This is a genomic window from Curtobacterium sp. PhB25 (assembly GCF_004365375.1).
Taxonomy (GTDB): Bacteria; Actinomycetota; Actinomycetes; order Actinomycetales; family Microbacteriaceae; genus Curtobacterium.
Genome location: NZ_SODR01000001.1, coordinates 171,324 through 190,872, shown reverse-complemented (window position 1 = coordinate 190,872; position 19,549 = coordinate 171,324). Strand labels below are relative to the sequence as shown.

Annotated in this window: 15 protein-coding genes; 6 read left to right on the top strand and 9 right to left on the bottom strand. The window is 71.1% G+C overall.

Features of this window, described 5'->3' with window-relative positions:
- Nucleotides 1–63: 63 nt before the first annotated feature.
- The gene (locus EDF51_RS00840; RefSeq protein WP_111085765.1) at nucleotides 64–1,128 is read left to right on the top strand and encodes a phosphatase domain-containing protein; all 1,065 of its coding nucleotides are present in this window, start codon (nucleotides 64–66) and stop codon (nucleotides 1,126–1,128) included.
- A 97-nt stretch (nucleotides 1,129–1,225) separates the two neighbouring features.
- A complete protein-coding gene (locus tag EDF51_RS00835) occupies nucleotides 1,226–3,157 on the top strand; it encodes a glycoside hydrolase family 15 protein (RefSeq protein ID WP_134193536.1) in 1,932 nt (643 codons plus the stop codon).
- Between the two features lie 102 nt (nucleotides 3,158–3,259).
- Here the strand turns inward: EDF51_RS00835 and EDF51_RS00830 are convergent, their stop codons facing one another.
- The 6 genes from EDF51_RS00830 to EDF51_RS00805 form a co-directional block, all read right to left on the bottom strand.
- Nucleotides 3,260–4,633, bottom strand: a complete 1,374-nt coding sequence (locus EDF51_RS00830) for a glucose-6-phosphate dehydrogenase (RefSeq protein ID WP_123292491.1) — start codon at nucleotides 4,631–4,633, stop codon at nucleotides 3,260–3,262.
- A 205-nt stretch (nucleotides 4,634–4,838) separates the two neighbouring features.
- Entirely contained in the window at nucleotides 4,839–5,255 is a 417-nt protein-coding gene (locus EDF51_RS00825; RefSeq protein ID WP_111085768.1) for a cytochrome c oxidase subunit 4, read from the bottom strand.
- Nucleotides 5,256–5,259: 4 nt separating this feature from the next.
- Nucleotides 5,260–6,996 (bottom strand): cytochrome c oxidase subunit I, encoded by a 1,737-nt coding sequence (gene ctaD / locus EDF51_RS00820; RefSeq protein ID WP_207896188.1) that lies wholly within the window; start codon nucleotides 6,994–6,996, stop codon nucleotides 5,260–5,262.
- Between the two features lie 11 nt (nucleotides 6,997–7,007).
- Nucleotides 7,008–7,910 (bottom strand): cytochrome c oxidase subunit II, encoded by a 903-nt coding sequence (gene coxB / locus EDF51_RS00815; protein ID WP_111085770.1) that lies wholly within the window; start codon nucleotides 7,908–7,910, stop codon nucleotides 7,008–7,010.
- Nucleotides 7,911–8,178: 268 nt separating this feature from the next.
- Entirely contained in the window at nucleotides 8,179–8,550 is a 372-nt protein-coding gene (locus EDF51_RS00810; protein ID WP_111085771.1) for an iron-sulfur cluster assembly accessory protein, read from the bottom strand.
- 58 nt (nucleotides 8,551–8,608) lie between these two features.
- A complete protein-coding gene (locus EDF51_RS00805) occupies nucleotides 8,609–10,036 on the bottom strand; it encodes a dipeptidase (RefSeq protein WP_134193534.1) in 1,428 nt (475 codons plus the stop codon).
- A 53-nt stretch (nucleotides 10,037–10,089) separates the two neighbouring features.
- On the opposite strand from EDF51_RS00805, the gene EDF51_RS00800 reads away from it, so the two are divergent.
- Nucleotides 10,090–10,665 carry a DUF3043 domain-containing protein gene (locus tag EDF51_RS00800; RefSeq protein ID WP_235035956.1) on the top strand — a complete coding sequence of 192 codons (576 nt, stop codon included), beginning with the start codon at nucleotides 10,090–10,092 and terminating at the stop codon, nucleotides 10,663–10,665.
- A 372-nt stretch (nucleotides 10,666–11,037) separates the two neighbouring features.
- Here EDF51_RS00800 and EDF51_RS00795 read toward each other — a convergent pair whose 3' ends face one another.
- The 3 genes from EDF51_RS00795 to hisD are packed head-to-tail and all read right to left on the bottom strand — an operon-like array spanning nucleotide 11,038 to nucleotide 13,953.
- Nucleotides 11,038–12,114 (bottom strand): quinone-dependent dihydroorotate dehydrogenase, encoded by a 1,077-nt coding sequence (locus tag EDF51_RS00795; RefSeq protein ID WP_134193532.1) that lies wholly within the window; start codon nucleotides 12,112–12,114, stop codon nucleotides 11,038–11,040.
- On the bottom strand, nucleotides 12,111–12,632 hold the full coding sequence (gene nrdR, locus EDF51_RS00790; RefSeq protein WP_134193530.1) for a transcriptional regulator NrdR: 522 nt from the start codon (nucleotides 12,630–12,632) through the stop codon (nucleotides 12,111–12,113). The genes EDF51_RS00795 and nrdR overlap by 4 nt, the downstream gene beginning before the upstream one ends.
- A gap of 13 nt (nucleotides 12,633–12,645) precedes the next feature.
- Entirely contained in the window at nucleotides 12,646–13,953 is a 1,308-nt protein-coding gene (gene hisD / locus EDF51_RS00785; RefSeq protein ID WP_134193528.1) for a histidinol dehydrogenase, read from the bottom strand.
- A 52-nt stretch (nucleotides 13,954–14,005) separates the two neighbouring features.
- Between hisD and EDF51_RS00780 the strand changes: the two genes are divergently transcribed.
- From EDF51_RS00780 to EDF51_RS00770, 3 genes are read left to right on the top strand one after another with little or no spacing between them, the layout of a single operon-like run.
- Nucleotides 14,006–15,418: a hypothetical protein gene (locus EDF51_RS00780; RefSeq protein ID WP_134193526.1), complete on the top strand. Its 1,413-nt coding sequence runs from the start codon at nucleotides 14,006–14,008 to the stop codon at nucleotides 15,416–15,418.
- Nucleotides 15,415–16,887 carry a glycosyltransferase family 2 protein gene (locus EDF51_RS00775; RefSeq protein ID WP_134193523.1) on the top strand — a complete coding sequence of 491 codons (1,473 nt, stop codon included), beginning with the start codon at nucleotides 15,415–15,417 and terminating at the stop codon, nucleotides 16,885–16,887. Before EDF51_RS00780 ends, EDF51_RS00775 begins: the two co-directional genes overlap by 4 nt.
- On the top strand, nucleotides 16,887–19,517 hold the full coding sequence (locus tag EDF51_RS00770) for a glycosyltransferase family 2 protein (protein WP_166673469.1): 2,631 nt from the start codon (nucleotides 16,887–16,889) through the stop codon (nucleotides 19,515–19,517). Before EDF51_RS00775 ends, EDF51_RS00770 begins: the two co-directional genes overlap by 1 nt.
- Nucleotides 19,518–19,549 lie beyond the last annotated feature (32 nt).

The window sequence follows — 19,549 nt, the reverse complement described above, 5'->3', positions numbered from 1 at the left end:
CTGCGACTCACCACAGGTGCCGCGGGACGTGGACTTCCGGGTCCTGCATGGGATGATGGGGCGATGCCCGACCCGACGCCCCACGAGCCGTCGTTGGCCGAGCCGCTCCTGCACCGCGCGGCCCGCATCGAGGACGCCGTCCAGGAGTTCCGCGAGCACCGCGCCCGAAGCCGTGGCCTGGTCCCGACCGTCGTCCCCTACACCGGCTACGGCGCTCCCGGATGGGTCCGCATCCTCTGCCGCGTGCTGCTGACCCGCCGTGGCCTCGCCTCCGACGTCTCGTACGCCGGTGTCCGCGGGTGGAAGAGCTTCACGAGCGTCGCGGTCGACCACGCCGAGGTCACCGTCACCGCCGGTGGGGTCTCGCACGTCGTCGAGACCGACCGTGGCGGGGTCGTCGACACCATCGTGCCGATCGACCTCGAGCCGGGCTGGCGCACCGTCCGGTTGTCGGCCGGCGGCGGGCGCGACGTCGAGGCGGACGTGTTCGTCGTGCACCCCGACACCCGCTTCGGGCTGCTGTCCGACATCGACGACACCGTCATGGTGACCTCGCTCCCCCGTCCGATGCTGGCGGCGTGGAACTCCTTCGTCCTCACCGAGCACGCCCGCCGCCCCGTGCCGGGCATGTCCGTGCTGTACGAACGCGTGCAGGCGCAGCACCCCGGTTCCCCGACGGTGTACCTGTCCACCGGTGCCTGGAACGTCGCGCCGACCCTGCAGCGCTTCCTGACCCGCAACATGTACCCGTCCGGCACGCTCCTGCTCACCGACTGGGGCCCCACGCACGACCGCTTCTTCCGGAGCGGGCAGCTGCACAAGCAGCAGAACCTGCGGCGCCTGGCGAAGGACTTCCCGGACGTGCAGTGGCTGCTCGTCGGCGACGACGGCCAGCACGACGAGTCGCTGTACGGCGAGTTCGCCCGCGAGCACCCGGAGAACGTCGCGGGCGTCGCCATCCGGCAGCTGTCCACGAGCGAGGCGGTCCTGGCCGGCGGACGCTCCCGGGCGCAGGAACGCTCCCGCGACACCTCGGCGCCGTGGGTCTACGCACCGGACGGTGCCGGGCTCTGGTCCGAACTCGCGCGGGTCGGGCTCGCCGAGGCGGACGCCTCCGACCCGGCCTGAGCGAGGCTTCAGGCACACCGACGGCACACGGCCGCCAGACGGCCGGCGGCCCGTCCGCGCGGCTACGACGCTCGGCCTCCGGGTGTTCGATCGGGGCATGAGCACCGACACGGACCGGACCGCCGACACCGAGCGAGCACCCGCGCCCCCCGCGACTCCCCCGAACCTGATCGAGGACCACGCCGTCATCGGCGACACCTCGACCGCCGCACTCGTCGGCCGCGACGGCACGATCGACTGGGCGTGCCTGCCGCGGTTCGACAGCGCCGCCACGTTCGCCTCGCTGCTCGGCACCGAGGACCACGGGCACTGGACGCTCCGACCGACCGACCCCGCGGCGACGGCGCACCGGAAGTACCACGGCGACACCCTCGTCCTGTCGACGGTGTGGACCACGGCGGACGGTGCCGTCGAGGTGACCGAGTTCATGCCCGTCGGCGCGCACCGCCCGTCCATCGTCCGGCGTGTCCGCGGATTGAGCGGCACGGTCGAGGTGCAGCAGACCCTGCGGATCCGGTTCGACTACGCCCTCGCGCTGCCGTGGGTGCGCCAGATCGGCGGCGACGATGACCCGGCACTGCTCGCCACCGCCGGCCCCGGGTCGGTCATCGTGCGCGGCCCGCGCTTCCGGGCCTCGGACCACCGGCACACGGCCACCGCGACGATCCACGACGGTGACGTGCTCGACACCGTCCTCACCTGGTACCCCTCGCACCGCGAGCCCCCGGAACCCGTCGACGTCGACGCCGAACTCCACCGCACCGTGACGTGGTGGACCGACTGGATGGCGACGGCACGCACCGAGGGACGCTACGCCGACGCCGCCCGCCGCTCGCTCTTGCTGCTCCGCGCGATGACCCACGGCGAGACCGGCGGGGTGGTGGCCGCCGTGACCACGAGCCTGCCGGAGGACCCGGGCGGCGAACGCAACTGGGACTACCGCTACGTCTGGCTCCGCGACGCCTCCCTCGCCCTCGCCTCGCTCATCGCGCACGGCTACCGCGACGAGGCGGCGCACTGGCGCGGCTGGTTGCTCCGCGCCATCGCCGGCGACCCCGCCGACGTGCAGATCATGTACGGCATCGCCGGGGAGCGCGAACTGCCGGAACGGGAGCTCCCGCACCTGCCCGGGTACGCCGGCTCGACGCCCGTCCGGGTCGGCAACGGCGCGTACACGCAGTACCAGGGCGACGTGTTCGGCGAGGTCCTGGCCGCCCTGCACGATGCCCGCGAGCTCGGGGTCGAGGAGAACGCCGACTCGTGGGCCCTGCAGCGCGCCCTGCTCGGCTACGTCGAGGAGCACTGGCAGGAGCCCGACAACGGCATCTGGGAGATGCGCGGCCCGCGACGGCACTTCACGCACTCGCGCGCGATGATCTGGGCCGCGTTCGACCGTGGGGTCGCCGCGGTCGAGGAGTTCGGTCTCGAAGGGCCCGTGGACCGCTGGCGCACCCTGCGCGACCAGGTCCGGGCCGAGATCGAGGAGCACGGCTGGAACGCTGCACGCGGCAGCTACCGGCAGCACTACGACACCGACGAGGTCGACGCGAGCCTGCTCGTCCTGCCGCAGATCGGCTACGTCTCCGCCCGCGACGCGCGCATGACCGGCACCGTCGCCGCCATCGAGCAGGACCTGTCCACCGGCTCCGACGGTCTCGTGCTGCGGTACCGGACGTCGTCGGGGTTCGACGGGCTCGCCGGCGCGGAGCACCCGTTCCTGGCGTGCTCGTTCTGGCTCGTCGAGCAGTACGCGGCATCGGGCCGGATCGACGACGCCGAGCGCCTCATGGACGTGATCGTCGGGTACGCCAACGACGTCGGCATGCTCTCCGAGGAGATCGACGTCGCCACCGGACACCACGTCGGCAACACCCCGCAGGTGCTGTCGCACCTGACGCTCGTGTCCGCGTCGGACGCGATCGCGCGGGCGCGGGGCGCGTCGACCGGGCACCGCACACGGTTGCCCGTGCACGACGGCGGCACCCGCTCGTGGACCGGCGAGGGCGAGCGCGCTGGTACCCCCGCGTGATGCGGTGGTGCTGACCACGAAACGGACGGGAGGCACGGTGCCAGCTGGCACCGTGCCTCCCGTCCGCAGTTCCGCCCGTTCAGGGCGCGACGGTCACGTCCGTCAGGACGACGACTCCCAGTCCGCCGGGCCGCGCGAACCGGCGCGGTACTCCTCGAGCGGGACCTCGTCGGCCTTCCAGGCCTTGACGACCGGCTCGACGATCTCCCAGCAGCGCTCGGCCACGTCGCCGCGGATCGAGAGCAGCGGGTCGTCGTGGAAGATACCGTTCAGGACCTCGCCGTAGGGGGTCAGCTCGCCGTCGCTGAACGACGACGACAGGGTGACCTGGCCCATCTCGAACGGGTTGCCACCGCCGTTGGCCGACACGGTCAGCTCGATCTCGTCCGGGTTCAGGACGATGCGGAGCGTGTCCGCCTTCGGGCGACCGCTCAGGCCGGAGGGCAGGCGCGTGACCGGCTTGAAGGTGATCAGGACCTCTTTCCGGCTGTTGCCGAGTGCCTTGCCGGACCGCAGCGTGAACGGGACGCCCTTCCAGCGGGCCGTGTCGACCTCGACCGAGATCTCGGCGAGCGTCTCGGTGCTCCGCGACTTGTCGACGCCGTCCTCGTCCTGGTACGACGGCAGCTCCTTGCCGTCGATCGTGCCGGCCGTGTAGACGGCACGGCGCGACGCGATCTTCGCGTCGTCACCCTTGAGCCGCGTCGAACGGAGCACCCGGGCCAGGGACGAGCGGAACTCGACCGCGTCGATGTCCGCCGGGGCGTCCATCGTCACGATGCCGAGGATCTGCAGCAGGTGCGACTGGATCATGTCGACCATCGCACCGGCCTCGTCGTAGTACTGGGCGCGGTTCTCGAGACCGAGGGTCTCGTCGTAGAAGACGTCGACCTTCTCGATGTTGTCGGCGTTCCAGATCGGCTCGAACAGGCGGTTCGCGAAGCGCAGACCGATGATGTTCAGGACCGTGGTGCGTCCGAGGAAGTGGTCGGTGCGGTGCACGCGCTCTTCCGGGACCAGCTTCAGCACGGTCTCGTTGAGGGCCTGGGCGCTCGCGACGTCGGTGCCGAACGGCTTCTCGAAGGCGAGGGTGGTGCCGGCGGGGAGCTCGACCTGCTGCAGTGCCTCGCAGATGTCGGAGGCGATCTGCGGGGGCAGGGCGAAGTAGAGGATCGGCTCGGCCTCGGCCGCGTCGAGCAGTGCCGTGAGGTGCTCCGGGTCGGTGGGGTCGCCCTGGATGAACTGGGTCGACGCGAGCGTCGCGTCGACCTCGGGGCCCTTGACGTCCTGCGACGCGAAGGACTTCGTGACGATGTCCTTCCACTGCTCCTCGCTGCGGGCGCTGCGGCCCGTGCCGATGAGCTGGACGGGAACCGCTCGACCGCTCTGCAGGAACGTGCCGAGGCCCGGCAGCAGCAGGCGGGAGGCGAGGTCGCCCGTCGCGCCGAAGATGATGAGGGTGCGCTTGTCGGTCACCTGAGGTGACTCCTTTCGCTGTGGTGGGAGGTCCGCTCCAGTCAAGCCGCGGGCGGGCCCGTTTGTTCCGGATCGGGGACCGGAGATCGTGGGGCGCTGTGGTGTGCAGCGCCGGGTCGTGCGCTGCGTTGGCAGCTCCTGGACGCACTTCGGGCGGCACCGGATGTGGTGCCGCCCGAAGTGTCAGGTGCGTTGCAGCGTCAGGTCAGTGCCCGAAGTTGCCGCGGTAGTATTCGTAGACCCAGCCGACCAGGGTGACCGCCACCAGGGCGAGTCCGATCGGGACGATCCACAGGCCGGCTGCGACACCGAGGAAGCAGACGGCGACCGCTGCTGCCAGCAGAATGGGCCACCACGACCACGGGCTGAAGTGCCCGAGCTCGGCGTCGCCGTCCTCGATGTTGGCGTCGGGGCGGTCCTCGGGCAGCACGCCGCCCTGGGACGCCATGACCTTGCCGAGGTAGAAGGCGATGAACGCGGACATGATGCCGGTCAGGCCGATCGCCACGGTGCCGACCCACTCCGGGTGGCCGTAGTAGAGCAGCGCCCAGATCGTGTACGCGGCGTCCGCGAGGATGAAGAACCCGAAGAGGATCCAGAACAGGTTGGTGTTCGCGCGCATCGGCTTACTTCACCTCGCCCTTCGCGGCGTCGTAGGTCGGGGCATCCGGGGCGTCCTTCGCGGGGCCGACACCGATCGGCACACCTGCCTCGGGGTGGTTCAGGTCGAAGGCCGGGGACTCGGAACGGATCCGCGGGATCGACGTGAAGTTGTGGCGGGGCGGCGGGCAGCTGGTGGCCCACTCGAGCGAGCGGCCGTAGCCCCACGGGTCGTTCACGGCGACCTTCGGTGCGTTCCGGGCCGTCACGTAGACGTTGAAGATGAACGGCAGGAACGAGATCGCGAGGATCATCGAGCCGATCGTCGACAGCTGGTTCATCCAGGTGAAGCCGTCGTTCGGCAGGTAGGTCGCGTAGCGACGCGGCATGCCGATGACGCCCAACCAGTGCTGGATGAGGAACGTGGTGTGGAACCCGATGAACAGGAGCCAGAAGTGGATCTTGCCGAGACGCTCGTTGAGCATCTTGCCCGTCCACTTCGGCCACCAGAAGTAGAAGCCGGAGAACATCGCGAAGACGACGGTGCCGAAGACCACGTAGTGGAAGTGCGCCACGACGAAGTACGAGTCGGACACGTGGAAGTCCAGCGGCGGCGAGGCCAGGATCACACCGGTGAGGCCACCGAACGTGAACGTGATGAGGAAGCCGACGGCCCACAGCAGCGGGGTCTCGAAGGTCACCGAGCCGCGCCACATGGTGCCGACCCAGTTGAAGATCTTCACGCCGGTCGGGACCGCGATGAGCATCGTCATGAGCGAGAACCAGGGCAGCAGGACGCCACCGGTGACGTACATGTGGTGCGCCCAGACCGTGACGGACAGGGCCGCGATGGAGATGGTCGCGTAGACGAGCGTCTTGTACCCGAAGATCGGCTTGCGGCTGAAGACCGGGAAGACCTCGGACACGATGCCGAAGAACGGCAGCGCGATGATGTACACCTCGGGGTGCCCGAAGAACCAGAACAGGTGCTGCCAGAGCAGCGCTCCGCCGTTGGCCGGGTTGAAGATCTGCGCGTCGAACACGCGGTCGAGGCCGAGACCGAACAGCGCGGTGGCGAGCACCGGGAAGGCCATCAGCACGAGCAGTGCCGTCACGAGGGTGTTCCACGTGAAGATCGACATGCGGAACATGGTCAGACCCGGGGCACGCATCGTGATGATGGTGGTGATGAAGTTCACCGCGCCGAGGATCGTCGAGAAGCCGGTCATGCCGAGTCCGAAGACCCAGAGTGTGCCGCCGAGCCCTGGTGTGAACGTCGTGTCACTCAGTGGCGCGTAGGCGAACCACCCGAACGAGGCCGCACCCTGCGGGGTGAGGAAGCCGCCGACCGCGATGAGCGAGCCGAACAGGTAGAGCCAGAACGCGAAGCCGTTGAGTCGCGGGAAGGCGACGTCGGGAGCACCGATCTGGAGCGGCATGATCGCGTTCGCGAAGCCCGAGAAGAGCGGCGTCGCGAACATCAGCAGCATGATCGTGCCGTGCATCGTGAAGAGCTGGTTGTACTGCTCCTTCGTCGCGACCACGTGCAGGCCGGGCTCGAACAGCTGGGCACGGATGACCAGGGCCATCACACCCGCGAGCAGGAAGAAGACGAAGGACGCGATCAGGTACATGTACCCGATGGTCTTGTGGTCGGTGGAGGTGATCCACCGGACGATGATGTTGCCCTTCCGGCCCACCTTCGACGCCTGGAAGTCCGGCGAAGCAGTCTGGGTCGGTTGGCCGACGAAAGACGTTGTCATCTGACGAGCCCCTACTTGTTCTCGCTGGACGCCTCGACCGGCGCCTTGTTGTTCGGTTCGTTCGTGTTGGTGTTGTACTCGTCACCGAGGAGCCCGACCTTGCCCTGGTCCTTCAGGGTGTCGAGGTAGTCCTGGTACTGCGCCGGCGTGACGACCTTCACCTGGAAGAGCATCAGCGAGTGGTACTCACCGCAGAGCTCCGCGCACTTGCCCTGGTACGTCCCGAGCTTCTCCGGGATGAAGTACTCCCAGTTCGTCTTGCCGGGGAGCATGTCCTTCTTGTACAGGAAGTCGATGATCCAGAAGGAGTGGTCGACGTCGCGCGAGGAGAGCTCGATCGCGACCTTCTTGCCCTGCGGCAGGTAGAGGGTCGGCAGCTGCGACTCGTCGATGGCGCCCTTGGCGTTCTCTTCTTCCTGGGCCTGGATGCCCTGGTAGTAGACGCTGTCCTCGGGGTTGTCCTTGTTGATGTAGTTGAAGTCCCACGCCCAGCGCTTGCCGTACACGTGCACGGTGGCGTCGGGGTCGTCGAACGGCTTCTCGATCGCGGCCTGGTCCTTCGCGGTGAAGGCGAAGAAGCCCAGCACGAGGATGAGCGGCACGATCGTGTAGAAGATCTCGAGCGGCATGTTGTAGCGCATCTGCACGGGCAGGCCGGTCTGGCCCTTCCGGCGGCGGTACACGATCGCGGCCCAGATGATCAGGCCCCAGACGATGAGACCGACGGCGAGGAGCACCACCCAGCTGGTGGTCCACAGGCCGACGATGCGGCTCGTGTGGTTGGTGACGTCCTTCGTCTCCTCCGTGCCGGGGAGCCATCCGTTCATCTGCTGCTGCGTGCAGCCAGCCAGTGCGATGACCAGACCGACGGCCACCGGGACGGCCGCCCAACGTATACGGCGATTCGAACGCACTGTTACCTCTCGCAAAAGACGTGAGCCCGGAGCCGAACCCGCCGAGTCGCACGAAGGCGACACTTGGCTGGCTCCCAGCTTGATTGGAACACTCCTAGCTTACTCGCAGCTCGGTACCGCTCGCGCACACCCGACACGCTCATCGCCGCGATCCGCACTCCTGACCGGCCGTTTTCCCCGGTCACACTGCGACCGCATCCCCCGACGAACGCGAGCGGGGAGCGACCGTGTCGGTCGCTCCCCGCTCGCGTGTCGGATCGGCTGGTGATCAGTGGAAGCTGTCACCGCACGCGCAGCTGCCCTGCGCGTTCGGGTTGTCGATCGTGAAGCCCTGCTTCTGGATGGTGTCCTCGAAGTCGATCGTCGCACCGTCGAGGTACGGGACGCTCATCTTGTCGACGACGACCTCGACCCCGTCGAACTCGGCGGTGACGTCACCGTCGAGCAGGCGCTCGTCGAAGTACAGCTGGTAGATCAGACCCGAGCATCCCCCGGGCTGGACGGCGAGGCGCAGGCGCAGGTCGTCGCGGCCCTCTTGCTCGAGGAGACTCGCCACCTTGCCGGCCGCGGCGTCGCTCAGGAGGACGCCGTGCGAGGCCGCCTCGGTCACCGGTGCGTCGGTGGTGATGGTGTCGCTCATCGCGCGTCTCCCTCCGGGCGGTGCGGTTCACCGCGCCTGGCGTCGATTGTAAGCACCGTCAGCTGCGCGTCGCGAGCCTGGCGAGCAGGATCGCCTCGGACGCGATGGCCCGGTGCAGGACGCCGAGGTGCTGCGACTCGTTCGGGCTGTGGGCACGGGTGTCCGGGTCCTCCACCCCGGTGACCAGGATCTGGGCCTCCGGGAACTCCGCGGCGAGGTCCGAGACGAACGGGATCGAGCCGCCGATGCCCTGCTCGACCGCCTCGGCACCCCAGCCCTCGCGCATGGCCGTGCGGGCCTCCTGGACGGCCCAGCCGGCCGTGTCGACGAGGAAGCCGTCGCCGCTGTCCGGCTCGGAGATCTCCATCCGGGCACCGAAGGGCACGTGTGCCCGCAGGTGCCGCTCGACGGCCGCGTACGCCTCCGTGGCGGGCTGGCCGGGTGCGACCCGGACCGAGACGCGGGCGGAGACGGTCGGCAGCAGCGTGTTGGACGCGTTCGCGACGCTCGGCACGTCCATGCCGGTCACGGTGATCGACGGCTGGAACCACATGCGGGACAGGACCTCGCCGGTGCCGATCGGTCGGACGCCCGCCACCAGGGCCGCGTCGACGGCGAGCTCGTCGTCGGTGCGGGCCGGGACGTCGGCCTCGTACGAGGTGAGCCCCTCGACCGCGACGGAGCCGGCGTCGTCGTGCAGCGACGCGAGCAGCTTCACCATCGGGATCATCGCGTCCGGCGCCGCTCCCCCGAACATCCCGCTGTGACTGGCGTGCTCGAGGGTCGTCAGGGTGAGCTTGAAGGTGACGTTGCCGCGGAGCGACACGGTGATCGACGGCACGTCCACCGACCAGTTGTCACTGTCGGCCACCACGATGACGTCGGCGGCCAGGTGCTCCTTCTGCTCACGCAGGAAGGTGCGGAAGGAACGGGAGCCGAACTCCTCCTCGCCCTCGACGAACAGGACGACACCGAGGTCGAGGTCGTCGCCGAACTGCGCGTGGATCGCCCGGAGCGACGCGATGTGGGTCATCACGCCGGCCTTGTCGTCCGAGGCGCCGCGACCGTACAGCCGGTCACCGCGGAGGGTCGGCTCGAACGGCGGCGTCTCCCAGAGGGCGTCGTCACCCTGCGGCTGCACGTCGTGGTGGGCGTAGAGCATCACGGTCGGCTTGCCGTTCCGGGCCGGGCGGACGGCGAGCACCGCGGGCTGGCCGAGCTCGAGCGGCTCGTCGTCGCTGATCGCCGACCGGATGATCTCGACCTGGTCCTCGGCGAAGACCCCGGTGCTCAGCGCCAGGTCCGCCACGGCACGCGCGCTCGCGAGCACGTGCGACTCGTCGAACGCCGACCACGACACCGACGGGATCCGCACCAGCGCGGACAGATCGGCGATCGTCGTGGGCAGTGCACCCTGCACCTGTTCGCGCAGGGCGTCGAGGAGAGCGGGGTCGGTCGCGGAGCTGGGCTGTGCGGTGTCGGTCATGCCCGGTAATCTAGAGGACGATCCCGCACGCACAACGCCGTTAGGAACGCACCGTGGCGAAGGCAGCCCCCAAGACCAACACGACCGTGAACCCCACCGAGGAAGAACTCCTCGAGCAGGGCAAGGGCCGCCCGACGCCGTCCCGCCGTGAGCGCGAGGCAGCGAACCGCCGCCCCCTCGTCGGCAACACGCCGGTCGACAAGAAGGCCGCCCGCGCGCGTCTCAACTCGGACCGCGAGCGTGCCCGCGTCGGCATGGCCAACGGCGAGGAGCGCTACCTGCCGGCGAAGGACCGCGGTGAGCAGCGTCGCTTCGTCCGCAACTGGATCGACGCGCGCTGGAACGTCGGCGAGATCATGATGCCGGTGCTCGTGCTGTTCCTGATCGTCGGGTTCGCCGCCTCGCAGACCGCGATCGCCTCGTACTCGCTCCTGCTCGTGTGGGCGTTCGTGGCCCTGTTCGTGATCGACTGCGTGGTCCTCTGGCTGTCGATGCGTCGCAAGCTCACCACCAAGTTCGGCGAGATGCAGCGCGGCACGTTCCTCTACATCCTGACGCGGGCGTGGCAGCTGCGGTTCCTGCGTCTGCCGAAGCCCCAGGTCAAGCGCGGGCAGTACCCCGCCCTCTGACCCCAGCGTCGCTGTCCGAAGCGCCGTCCGGCCTCGCCGGGCGGCGCTTCGTCGTCTGGGCGTGCGCACGCTGCGCGGCGACGTTCCACGACTCGCCGCGTGCGCGTCGCGGAGGTTCCACAGACGGCCCGCACGCGCGCCGAGGCTCCGAGATCTCGGACACTCAGCGGCCGCGTCCGGGCGTGGCCACGCATCGGCGGACGGGAGGCCCGCGGCGGGACCGCACCGGGCCTCCCGTCCCAGGGGTGGTCGGCGAGGTTCCACGACTCGCCGCGTGCGCGTCGCCGAGGTTCCAGAGACGGCCGCCGATGGCCGCGAGATGCCGAGATTTCGGAACCTGGAGGGCGCCGGGCGGAACGCCCGCGCCCGCGCTCAGCGCGCGGCGCGGCGCAGCCGCTTGCGACGCAAGCGGTTGATGCGCGTGGCCCAGGTCGGCCCCTCGTAGAGGAACGCCGTGTAGCCCTGCACGAGGGTGGCCCCGGCGTCGATGCGGTCCTGCACGTCCTGCTCGGTCGTCACCCCGCCGACGGCGATGACGCAGAACTCGGCGGGCACCGCGGCACGGACCCGACGCAGCACCTCGAGCGAGCGCGCGGCCACGGGAGCACCGGAGAGTCCCCCGGCGCCCATGGCTTCGACGTCGGCCGGGTCCGCGGTGAGCCCCTCACGGGAGATCGTCGTGTTGTTGGCGATGATGCCCGACAGCCCGAGCGACACCGCGAGGCGGGCGATGGCGTCGACCTGCTCGTCGGTCAGGTCCGGCGCGATCTTCACCAGCACGGGCGTGTCACCGGCGGCGTCGCGGACGGCGGACAGCAGCGGTCGGAGCTGGTCGAGTTCCTGCAGGCCGCGCAGTCCGGGCGTGTTCGGGGAGCTGACGTTGACCGCCAGGTAGTCGGCGAACGGCGCGAGGCGTCGTGTCGACTCCAGGTAGTCGTCGATGGCGTCCTCGACGGCGACGACCCGGCTCTTGCCGATGTTCACCCCGATGACCGGGCGACCCGGGTTGCGTCGGGCGCGCTCGAGCCGTCGGGCAGCGGCACCGGCGCCGTGGTTGTTGAAGCCCATCCGGTTGATGAGGGCGCGGTCCTCGATGAGACGGAACAGGCGCGGACGCTCGTTGCCGGGCTGGGGCTTCGCCGTGATCGTGCCGACCTCGACGTGGCCGAAGCCGAGCAGGCCGAGGCCACCGATGCCGCGGGCGTCCTTGTCGAACCCGGCGGCGAGGCCGAAGCGCGACGGGAAGTGGATGCCCATCGTCGTGATGCCGTCAGCAGCTGCCGGGCGGGAGTACCGCTCGACCAGACCGCCGACGAACGGCACGTGGGGCAGCGCCTTGATGACGGCGAACGCCAGGTGGTGGGCCCGCTCGGGGTCCATCTTGGCGAAGACCGACCGGAAGACGACGGCGTACCCGAAGCGGACCAGGCCTTCCGCGACGCCGCTCACGCGCCGGCACCGGCCGACGAACCGGCGGCACCCGCCGGCGAGCCGGCGGCACCCGACGGCGCGCCCGCAGCGTGGTGGTCACGGCGGAGCTGGCTGATGGCGTCCTCGAAGTCCTCGAGCGAGTCGAAGGCCTGGTAGACGCTGGCGAACCGCAGGTACGCGACCTCGTCCAGCTCACGGAGCGGCGCGAGGATCGCGAGGCCGATGTCGTTCGCGTCGATCTGGCTCGAACCGGACGACCGCACGGTCTCCTCGACGCGCTGCGCGAGCACGGCCAGGTCGCCGTCGGTGACCGGGCGCCCCTGGCAGGCCTTGCGCACGCCGGAGACGATCTTGTCGCGGCTGAACGGTTCGGTGACGCCGTTGCGCTTGACGACGTTGAGCGACGCGGTCTCGGTGGTCGAGAAGCGTCGTCCGCAGTTCGGGCACTGTCGACGGCGGCGGATGGAGGTTCCGTCGTCGCTCGTCCGTGAGTCGACGACGCGGGAGTCCGGGTGGCGGCAGAAAGGGCAGAACATGTCGTCGCCCAGGCTATCGGTTCGTGCGCTCCGTCACGGCGGCGCCGTGCGCGGGGAGCTGCTCCTCGGTCGACAGCGCTACGATGTGGGCGGCGACCTCGTCGAGCGCCGACGCCGAGTACCGGATGACCTGCTGCGGCCGCAGGAACGTCGACGCGGACAGCCCGGAACCGAAGCGCGCCTGGCCGCCGGTGGGCAGCACGTGGTTCGACCCGGCCAGGTAGTCCCCCAGGCTGACGGGCGTGCTCGGCCCGACGAACACCGCTCCGGCGGCGTCGATGTCGGCGAGCACCGCGTCGTCGTCGGCCGTCTGGATCTCGAGGTGCTCCGGCCCGTACGCGTTGCTCACGATCGCGGCGTCGGCGAGCGAGTCCACCAGCACGATCGCGGACTGCGGTCCGTCCAGGGCGGTCTGGAGGCGCGCAGCCGTCCCGAGCACCGCCGTGCGTTCCGGGATGGCGGCTTCGACCGTGTCGGCGAACGTCGCCGACGTCGTCACCAGCACACTGCCGGCCTGCTCGTCGTGCTCGGCCTGGCTGATGAGGTCGGCGGCGACGAACCCGGGGTCGGCGGTCTCGTCGGCGATCACGAGGATCTCGGTCGCACCGGCCTCGGCGTCGATGCCGACGACACCGCGCACCAGGCGTTTCGCGGCGGCCACGTAGTTGTTGCCAGGACCGGTGACCAGGTCGACGGGCTCGAGGTCGATCGCGGGGACGCCGTACGCCAGCGCGCCGATCGCGCCGGCGCCGCCCATCGCGTAGACCTCGTCGATGCCGAGCAGTCCGGCCGCGGCCAGGATCGTCGGGTGGACCGCACCGCCGTGGTCGCGCTGCGGCGGGGACACGAGTGCGATCGACCGGACCCCGGCGACCTGTGCGGGCACGACGTTCATGACGACACTCGACGGGTAGACGGCCTTGCCGCCGGGCACGTAGAGGCCGACGCGGCGCATCGGCTGCCAGCGTTGGTGCACCTCGGCGCCGTCGGCGAGCGTGGTGACGGAGCCGGCCGGCACCTGTGCGGCGCTGGCGGCTCGGACGCGGCGGATGGCTTCGTCGAGCGCTTCCCGCAGTTCGGGGGTCAGCCCGGCGACGGCTGCCGCGATCTCGGCGACGGGCACCCGGGCGTTCGCCGGGGCGCCGCCGTCGAAGCGTTCGGCCTGGTCGTGCAGTGCGTCCGCTCCGCGGTGTCGGACGTCCTCGACCAGCTCGCGGGCGGCGTCGACCGCGTGCGAGACGTCACCCACGGCGCGCGGCATGAGTCGGAGGAGTTCGGCACGGGCGGGCAGGCCGCCACGGAGGTCGATTCGCTGCATCATCAGGGGACAAGCCTACCGAGGTGCTCCCCCACGCCCAGTAACGTGAGGGTCGATGAACTTCGAGAAGGCACGGCGCCTCGTCAGCGACCTCGTCCGGGTGAACGAGCGGTACGCGCGGGACGGCCACTACCGCAACGACGTCCGCGAACGACTCGGGCGCACGGTGTCCCGCGTGGACGTCGGCGTGGCCCGGCGCGAGCGCGACCGCGCACCACTGGCTGCCCGACCGTTCGAGGGGCTGGTCGAGACGAGCCTCGCCTTGGCGGGCATCCGGACGGTCGACCGGGAGCCCGAGGTGGTGCTCGTCGTCGACGAGCTCCGCGAGGGCGCGGCGTTCGCCGGGGTGCAGACGGCGCTGGCCGTCGCGATCGCGCTCGGTGCACGCCTGGGCCGGTCGGTCCGGGTCGTCATGGTCCGCTGGACCACGCCTGGCAACAGTGCGGCCGCGGCCGAGGCGCTCGTGGCGGACCGGTTCCCGGAGTCGCGGGTCGACGGCCGCCCGGGGGTCCGCGTGGTCCGACGCGAGGACGTCCTGGACACCGAGTTCGGCCGCGACGACGTCTGGATCGCCACGCACTGGAAGACCGCGCACCCGATCGACGTCGCCGTGACCGCCGGGGTCGTCCCGCGCGACCGGGTGGTGTACCTGGTGCAGGACTACGAACCCGGCTTCAGCCCGTGGTCGACCGAGTACGCCGTCGCCGCCTCGACCTACCGCGCCGGCTTCCGGGTGCTCGTCAACTCGGAGCCCCTGCGGAAGTACCTGGCCGACGTCGAGGACCTGGACGTGCCGGCGGAGCGGACCTTCGCACCGCACCTCGACGTGGAGCTGCTCGAACGCGTCGCCACGGCCCGACGGCACGAGGACGTCGTCCGGGTGCTGTTCTACGGCCGCCCGAGCAAGCACCGCAACCTGTTCCGGCTCGGTGTCGCCGCCCTGCGCGTCGCGGTGCAGGAGCTCGCGGCCGACGGGATCCGGGTGGAGTTCCACTCGGCCGGCGAGCAGCACGGCGACGTCGAGCTCGACGGCGGCACGGGCGACGTCAAGCTCGTGAGCCACGGCACGATGCCCTGGGACGACTACTTCCGCTTCATCGCCTCGACCAACGTCGTGCTCTCGCTCCAGCACAGTCCGCACCCGAGCCACCCGCCGTTCGACGGTGCGATCTCCGGCGCCCGCGTGGTCACGAACGAGTTCCGCGGCACCCGTGCGCACCTGCACCCCAACCTGACGGCCGTGCCCGCCGACGCCCGGTCGCTCGGCCTGGCCGTCGCCGACGCCGTCCGTCGCGCCGCGGCCGAGGGCCCCACCGGCTTCGCCCCGCTCGCGGAGCACGCGCTCGGCGGTCCGCTCGACGCGGCCGTCGACGCACTCGCGAAAGCGCTCGAGCACGACAGTCGCGACAGTCGCGACAGCCACGACGACCAGCACGAGCAGCACGACCACGAGGAGTCCACCCGATGACCCGCACCACCCTCGTCGTCGTCCCCGTCTACGGAGACCTCGAGTCCCTGCTGCGCTGCGTGGACGGGCTCGTCGAGCACCTCGACACGTCCGTGCACCGGGTGCTGCTCGTCAACGACTGCGGTCCCGACGCCGACGCGATCGAACGCGCCCTGCTCGAGCGGATCGACGGTCGGCCGGGATTCCGGTACGAGCGCAACGACCGCAACCTCGGGTTCGTCGGCACGTGCAACCGTGCCGTCCTCGAGCTCGACCGCGGCACCGGCGACACCGGCACCGGCACCGGCACCACAGGAGAGGCCGTCCTGCTGCTCAACAGCGACGCCGTGCCCACCGCGGGGTTCCTGGACGCCATGCTCGACGTGCTCGACGAGGACCGCACCGGCGTCGTCACGGCGCGGAGCGACAACGCCACGATCGCGAGCATCCCGTACCGACTGACCAACCGGGGTGCCGCACGCACCGAGGAGCGCACGCGGGCCGTCTGGGGCGCGGTCGCCCCGCTGCTGCCGGTCTCGCAGGTCTTGCCCGTCGCGATGGGCTTCTGCTTCCTCACCCGCCGCGAGCTGATCACCGAGCACGGGTTGTTCGACGACGCGTTCGCCCCCGGGTACGGCGAGGAGAACGACTACTGCCTGCGCCTCGCCGAGCACGGCTGGACGTCGCGGATCGCCAACCGCGCGCTGGTCCTGCACGCCGGTGGCAAGAGCTTCTCCGGCAACCGCAACGCCCTCCGCGCTGCGCACCAGCGCGAGCTCGAGCGCCGGTACCCGTTCCTGCCGGACGCCGTCGCCGCCTACCAGCGGCACGGCTCGACGGCGACGGAGCGCTTCGCCGACGCCCTGGTCCCCGCGGGTCCCCCGCCCCGCCTCGCCGTCGACCTGCGGCACGTCGAGGACGCCGGTGGCCTGGTCCGCGAGATCGACGCGGCCTTCGTGGACGGCTTCGACCTGGAGGCCCGGCTCACCCCCGGCACGTCGGCCCCCGGTCGGTGGACGGTCACCTCCGACGCCCCGAACCCGGACGACCTCGTCACCGTCACGGTCCTCGTGGACCCCACACCCGCCGAGGTCGTCGCCGCCAACCGACGGTCGCTGGAGCTCGTGGTCGTGCGGTCCGCGCCGACCGCCCTGCCGTGGTCGTCCCCGGCGCACCGAGCCGGAGCCGACCAGGTCGCCGTGCTGCTGGACCCGCACGTCGTCGCCACGACCCGCGGCGGACTCGTCGAGGCGCGCGAGCAGCTCGACCGTCGCCTGACCGCGCCGCTCGCGTCGCGCTCCGAGGCCCTCGAGGGCCGATGGGCAGCGCTCCTCCCCCTCGACCTCACCGCCGCCGAGGTCGCGGCGGGGAACGCCTCCGACGAGGTCACCCGGCTCCGCCGCGAGCTCGACGACCTGCGCGCGAGCCGCTCGTTCCGCACCGGCCAGGCGATCGCCAAGGTCGCCGCACGGCTGCCGGGTCGCCGCTGATGGCCGAGGCGAAGGGCCTCGGCCGCGTCGCGCGACGCCTGGCGCGCCCGTTCCGCGGCCCCGAGAAGCCGTTGACGGTCACGGACCGGCTCGACCGCTGGGCCCGGCGGATCGCCGAGTTCGGTGTGCTCGACCGCGCGTACTTCGAGGCCCAGACCGGACGGACGTTCGACAGCGACGCCGACGCCATCGCGTTCTACGTGCACAACGACGGGCAGCGAGGACTCTCGCTGCACCCGCTCATCGAGCACGAGTGGATGCGCGAACACCAGCCCGTCCCGGCGATGTCCTGGTACGACGCCCTGCACCAGGAGGGCCCGGAGCTCTTCCAGACCGGACCCCTCTTCGACGCCGGCGTGTACGCCGCCTCGGTGCCGGAAGCCGACCGCCCGGCGTCCACGCTCGATGCGCTCCGCGACTTCCTGCGGAACGCGACCGACGCGACCGACGCGACCACGCTCCCCGTGCCTCCCGGCCGCCGTGGCCACGCACCGACCTGGGGCGCCGCACGCGACGCAGCCGTCTCCGCTGCCCGCACCTTCGCCGACGCGCAGCACCGGACCCGGCGCCGCTACCGGGCCACGTGGGACGGGCCCGACGTCGCCGAGGCGCTCGGCCGGTACCCGCGCGGTGTCGCGCGACGCGACGCGGAGCAACCGCTCGTGTCGATCGTGATGCCGGTGTACCGGCGCGCCGACGTCGTCGGTGCGGCGATCGCCTCGGTGCGCGCGCAGCAGCACGCGAACTGGGAGCTCCTCGTCGTCGACGACGGATCCGGTGACGAGACCGCCGAGGTCGTGCGCCGGATCGCCGCCGACGAACCGCGCGTCCGCCTGGTCGAGCGGGAGAACGGCGGGGCGGGAGCCGCGCGCAACACCGGACTCGCGGCGGTGCGCGGCGACTTCGTCGCGTTCCTCGACGCCGACAACACCTGGCGACCCGAGCACCTGTCCGCCGCACTCGCCGGGCTGCTCGAGACGGACGGCCCCGGCGTGCACACCGGCGTCCGGATGATCGGCGCGAACAACGCCGACGACTGCACCGCCCCCGCCGAGACGTACCGCGGCGAGGACGGCACGCTCGACGACCTGCTCGCCGGCAACTTCATCGACCTGAACGCGCTCGTCGTCCGTCGTGACGTCGCCGCTGCCGTCGGGCCGTTCGACGAGACCCTGCGCCGCTGGATCGACTGGGAGTGGCTGCTGCGCATCGGGAAGCGCTCCGGCGTGCCCGCGTACGTGCCCGTGATCGGCGTCGACTACGACAACGTCCGCGACCCGCGGCGGGTCTCCTCCGCACAGCCCGCTTCGTGGCAGGAGGTCGCGCTCGCCCGCCACCGCATCGACTGGGACGCCCTTGCCGAGTCAGCACCGGCGCGCGACGCGGGACTCGTCTCCGTCGTCGTGCCGGTGTTCCGCGACTGGACGATGACCCGGCGCGCCGTGGACGCCGTGCTGCACGCCGCCGACCACGAGGGCGACCGGGTCGAGGTGGTCCTGGTCGACAACGGGTCACCGCGCTCGGTCTCGGCCGTGCTCGGCACCTGGTTCGGCGACGAGCCGCGGGTCCTGCTGCAGCGCGAGGACCGCAACCGGAACTTCGGGCTCGGGAGCGACCTCGGCCTGGCCCGGTCCACCGGCGGCACCGTCGTCATGCTCAACAACGACACCGAGGTCACGACCGGGTGGCTGCAGCCGCTGGTCTCCTCGCTGGACGACCCGTCCGTGCTCGGCGCGCAACCGCTGCTCGTGTACCCGGACGGGGTCGTGCAGGCAGCGGGCACGGTGTTCGGCGGGGACAAGGTGCTGCCCTGGCACTTCCTGGGCGACCACCCGCGGCACGATGCTTCGCGGGCGTTGGCGGGTGCCGGGACCGCACGGCTGGGTGCTGCCAGTGGTCGCCGCTTCTCGGCGATCACTGCTGCTGCCGCTGCGTTCCGGGCCGTCGACCTGATCCGCTGGCACGGGTTCGACCCGGTGTTCGCGAACGGGCTCGAGGACGTCGACCTGTGCCTGCGGGCCCTCGAGGCGTCGCCGGACGGCTCGGCGTTCGCCGTCGTGCCGTCGTCGGTCGTCGTGCACCACGAGAGCCGCACCCCCGGTCGCGACGACGCCCGGGTCGACAACCGGCGGGTGTTCGACGAGCGCTGGCGTGGGCGGTACCCGGCGGCGGACGCCGGAGCACACTACGAGGCGGCCGGCCTGCGGTGGCTCGGTGTCGAGCCGGGGCTGCCGAAGGGGCACGCCGTGATGGTGCGGTCGTCGCGGCCGATCGTCGTCCGCGACCTCGCAGGCGGTTCCGGCGGTTCCGCCGCTGCCGGTCTTCGGGTCGCGGTGAAGCACGACGGGACTCGGGCGGCGAACGTCACCGCGCTGGTGACCTCGCTCGAGGCTGCCGGTCACTCCGTGCAGATCGACCTGCCGACGTCCTGGTACCGGGGGTCGAGCGGACTCGACGACGTCACGGTGCTGGTCAGCGGCGGCACGGGATCGGACGTCTCGTCGTTCGTGCCGCAGCCGGGCGCGCGGAACGTCGTGTGGCTCGCGGCGGGGCAGGTCGTGACGGACGGGGACTTCGCCGCAGTGGTGCCCGCCGGTGCCGGTGCCGATCAGGTCATCCGGACGCTCTGACCCGAGGCTTCGTCGCGTCCCAGGCGGATTCT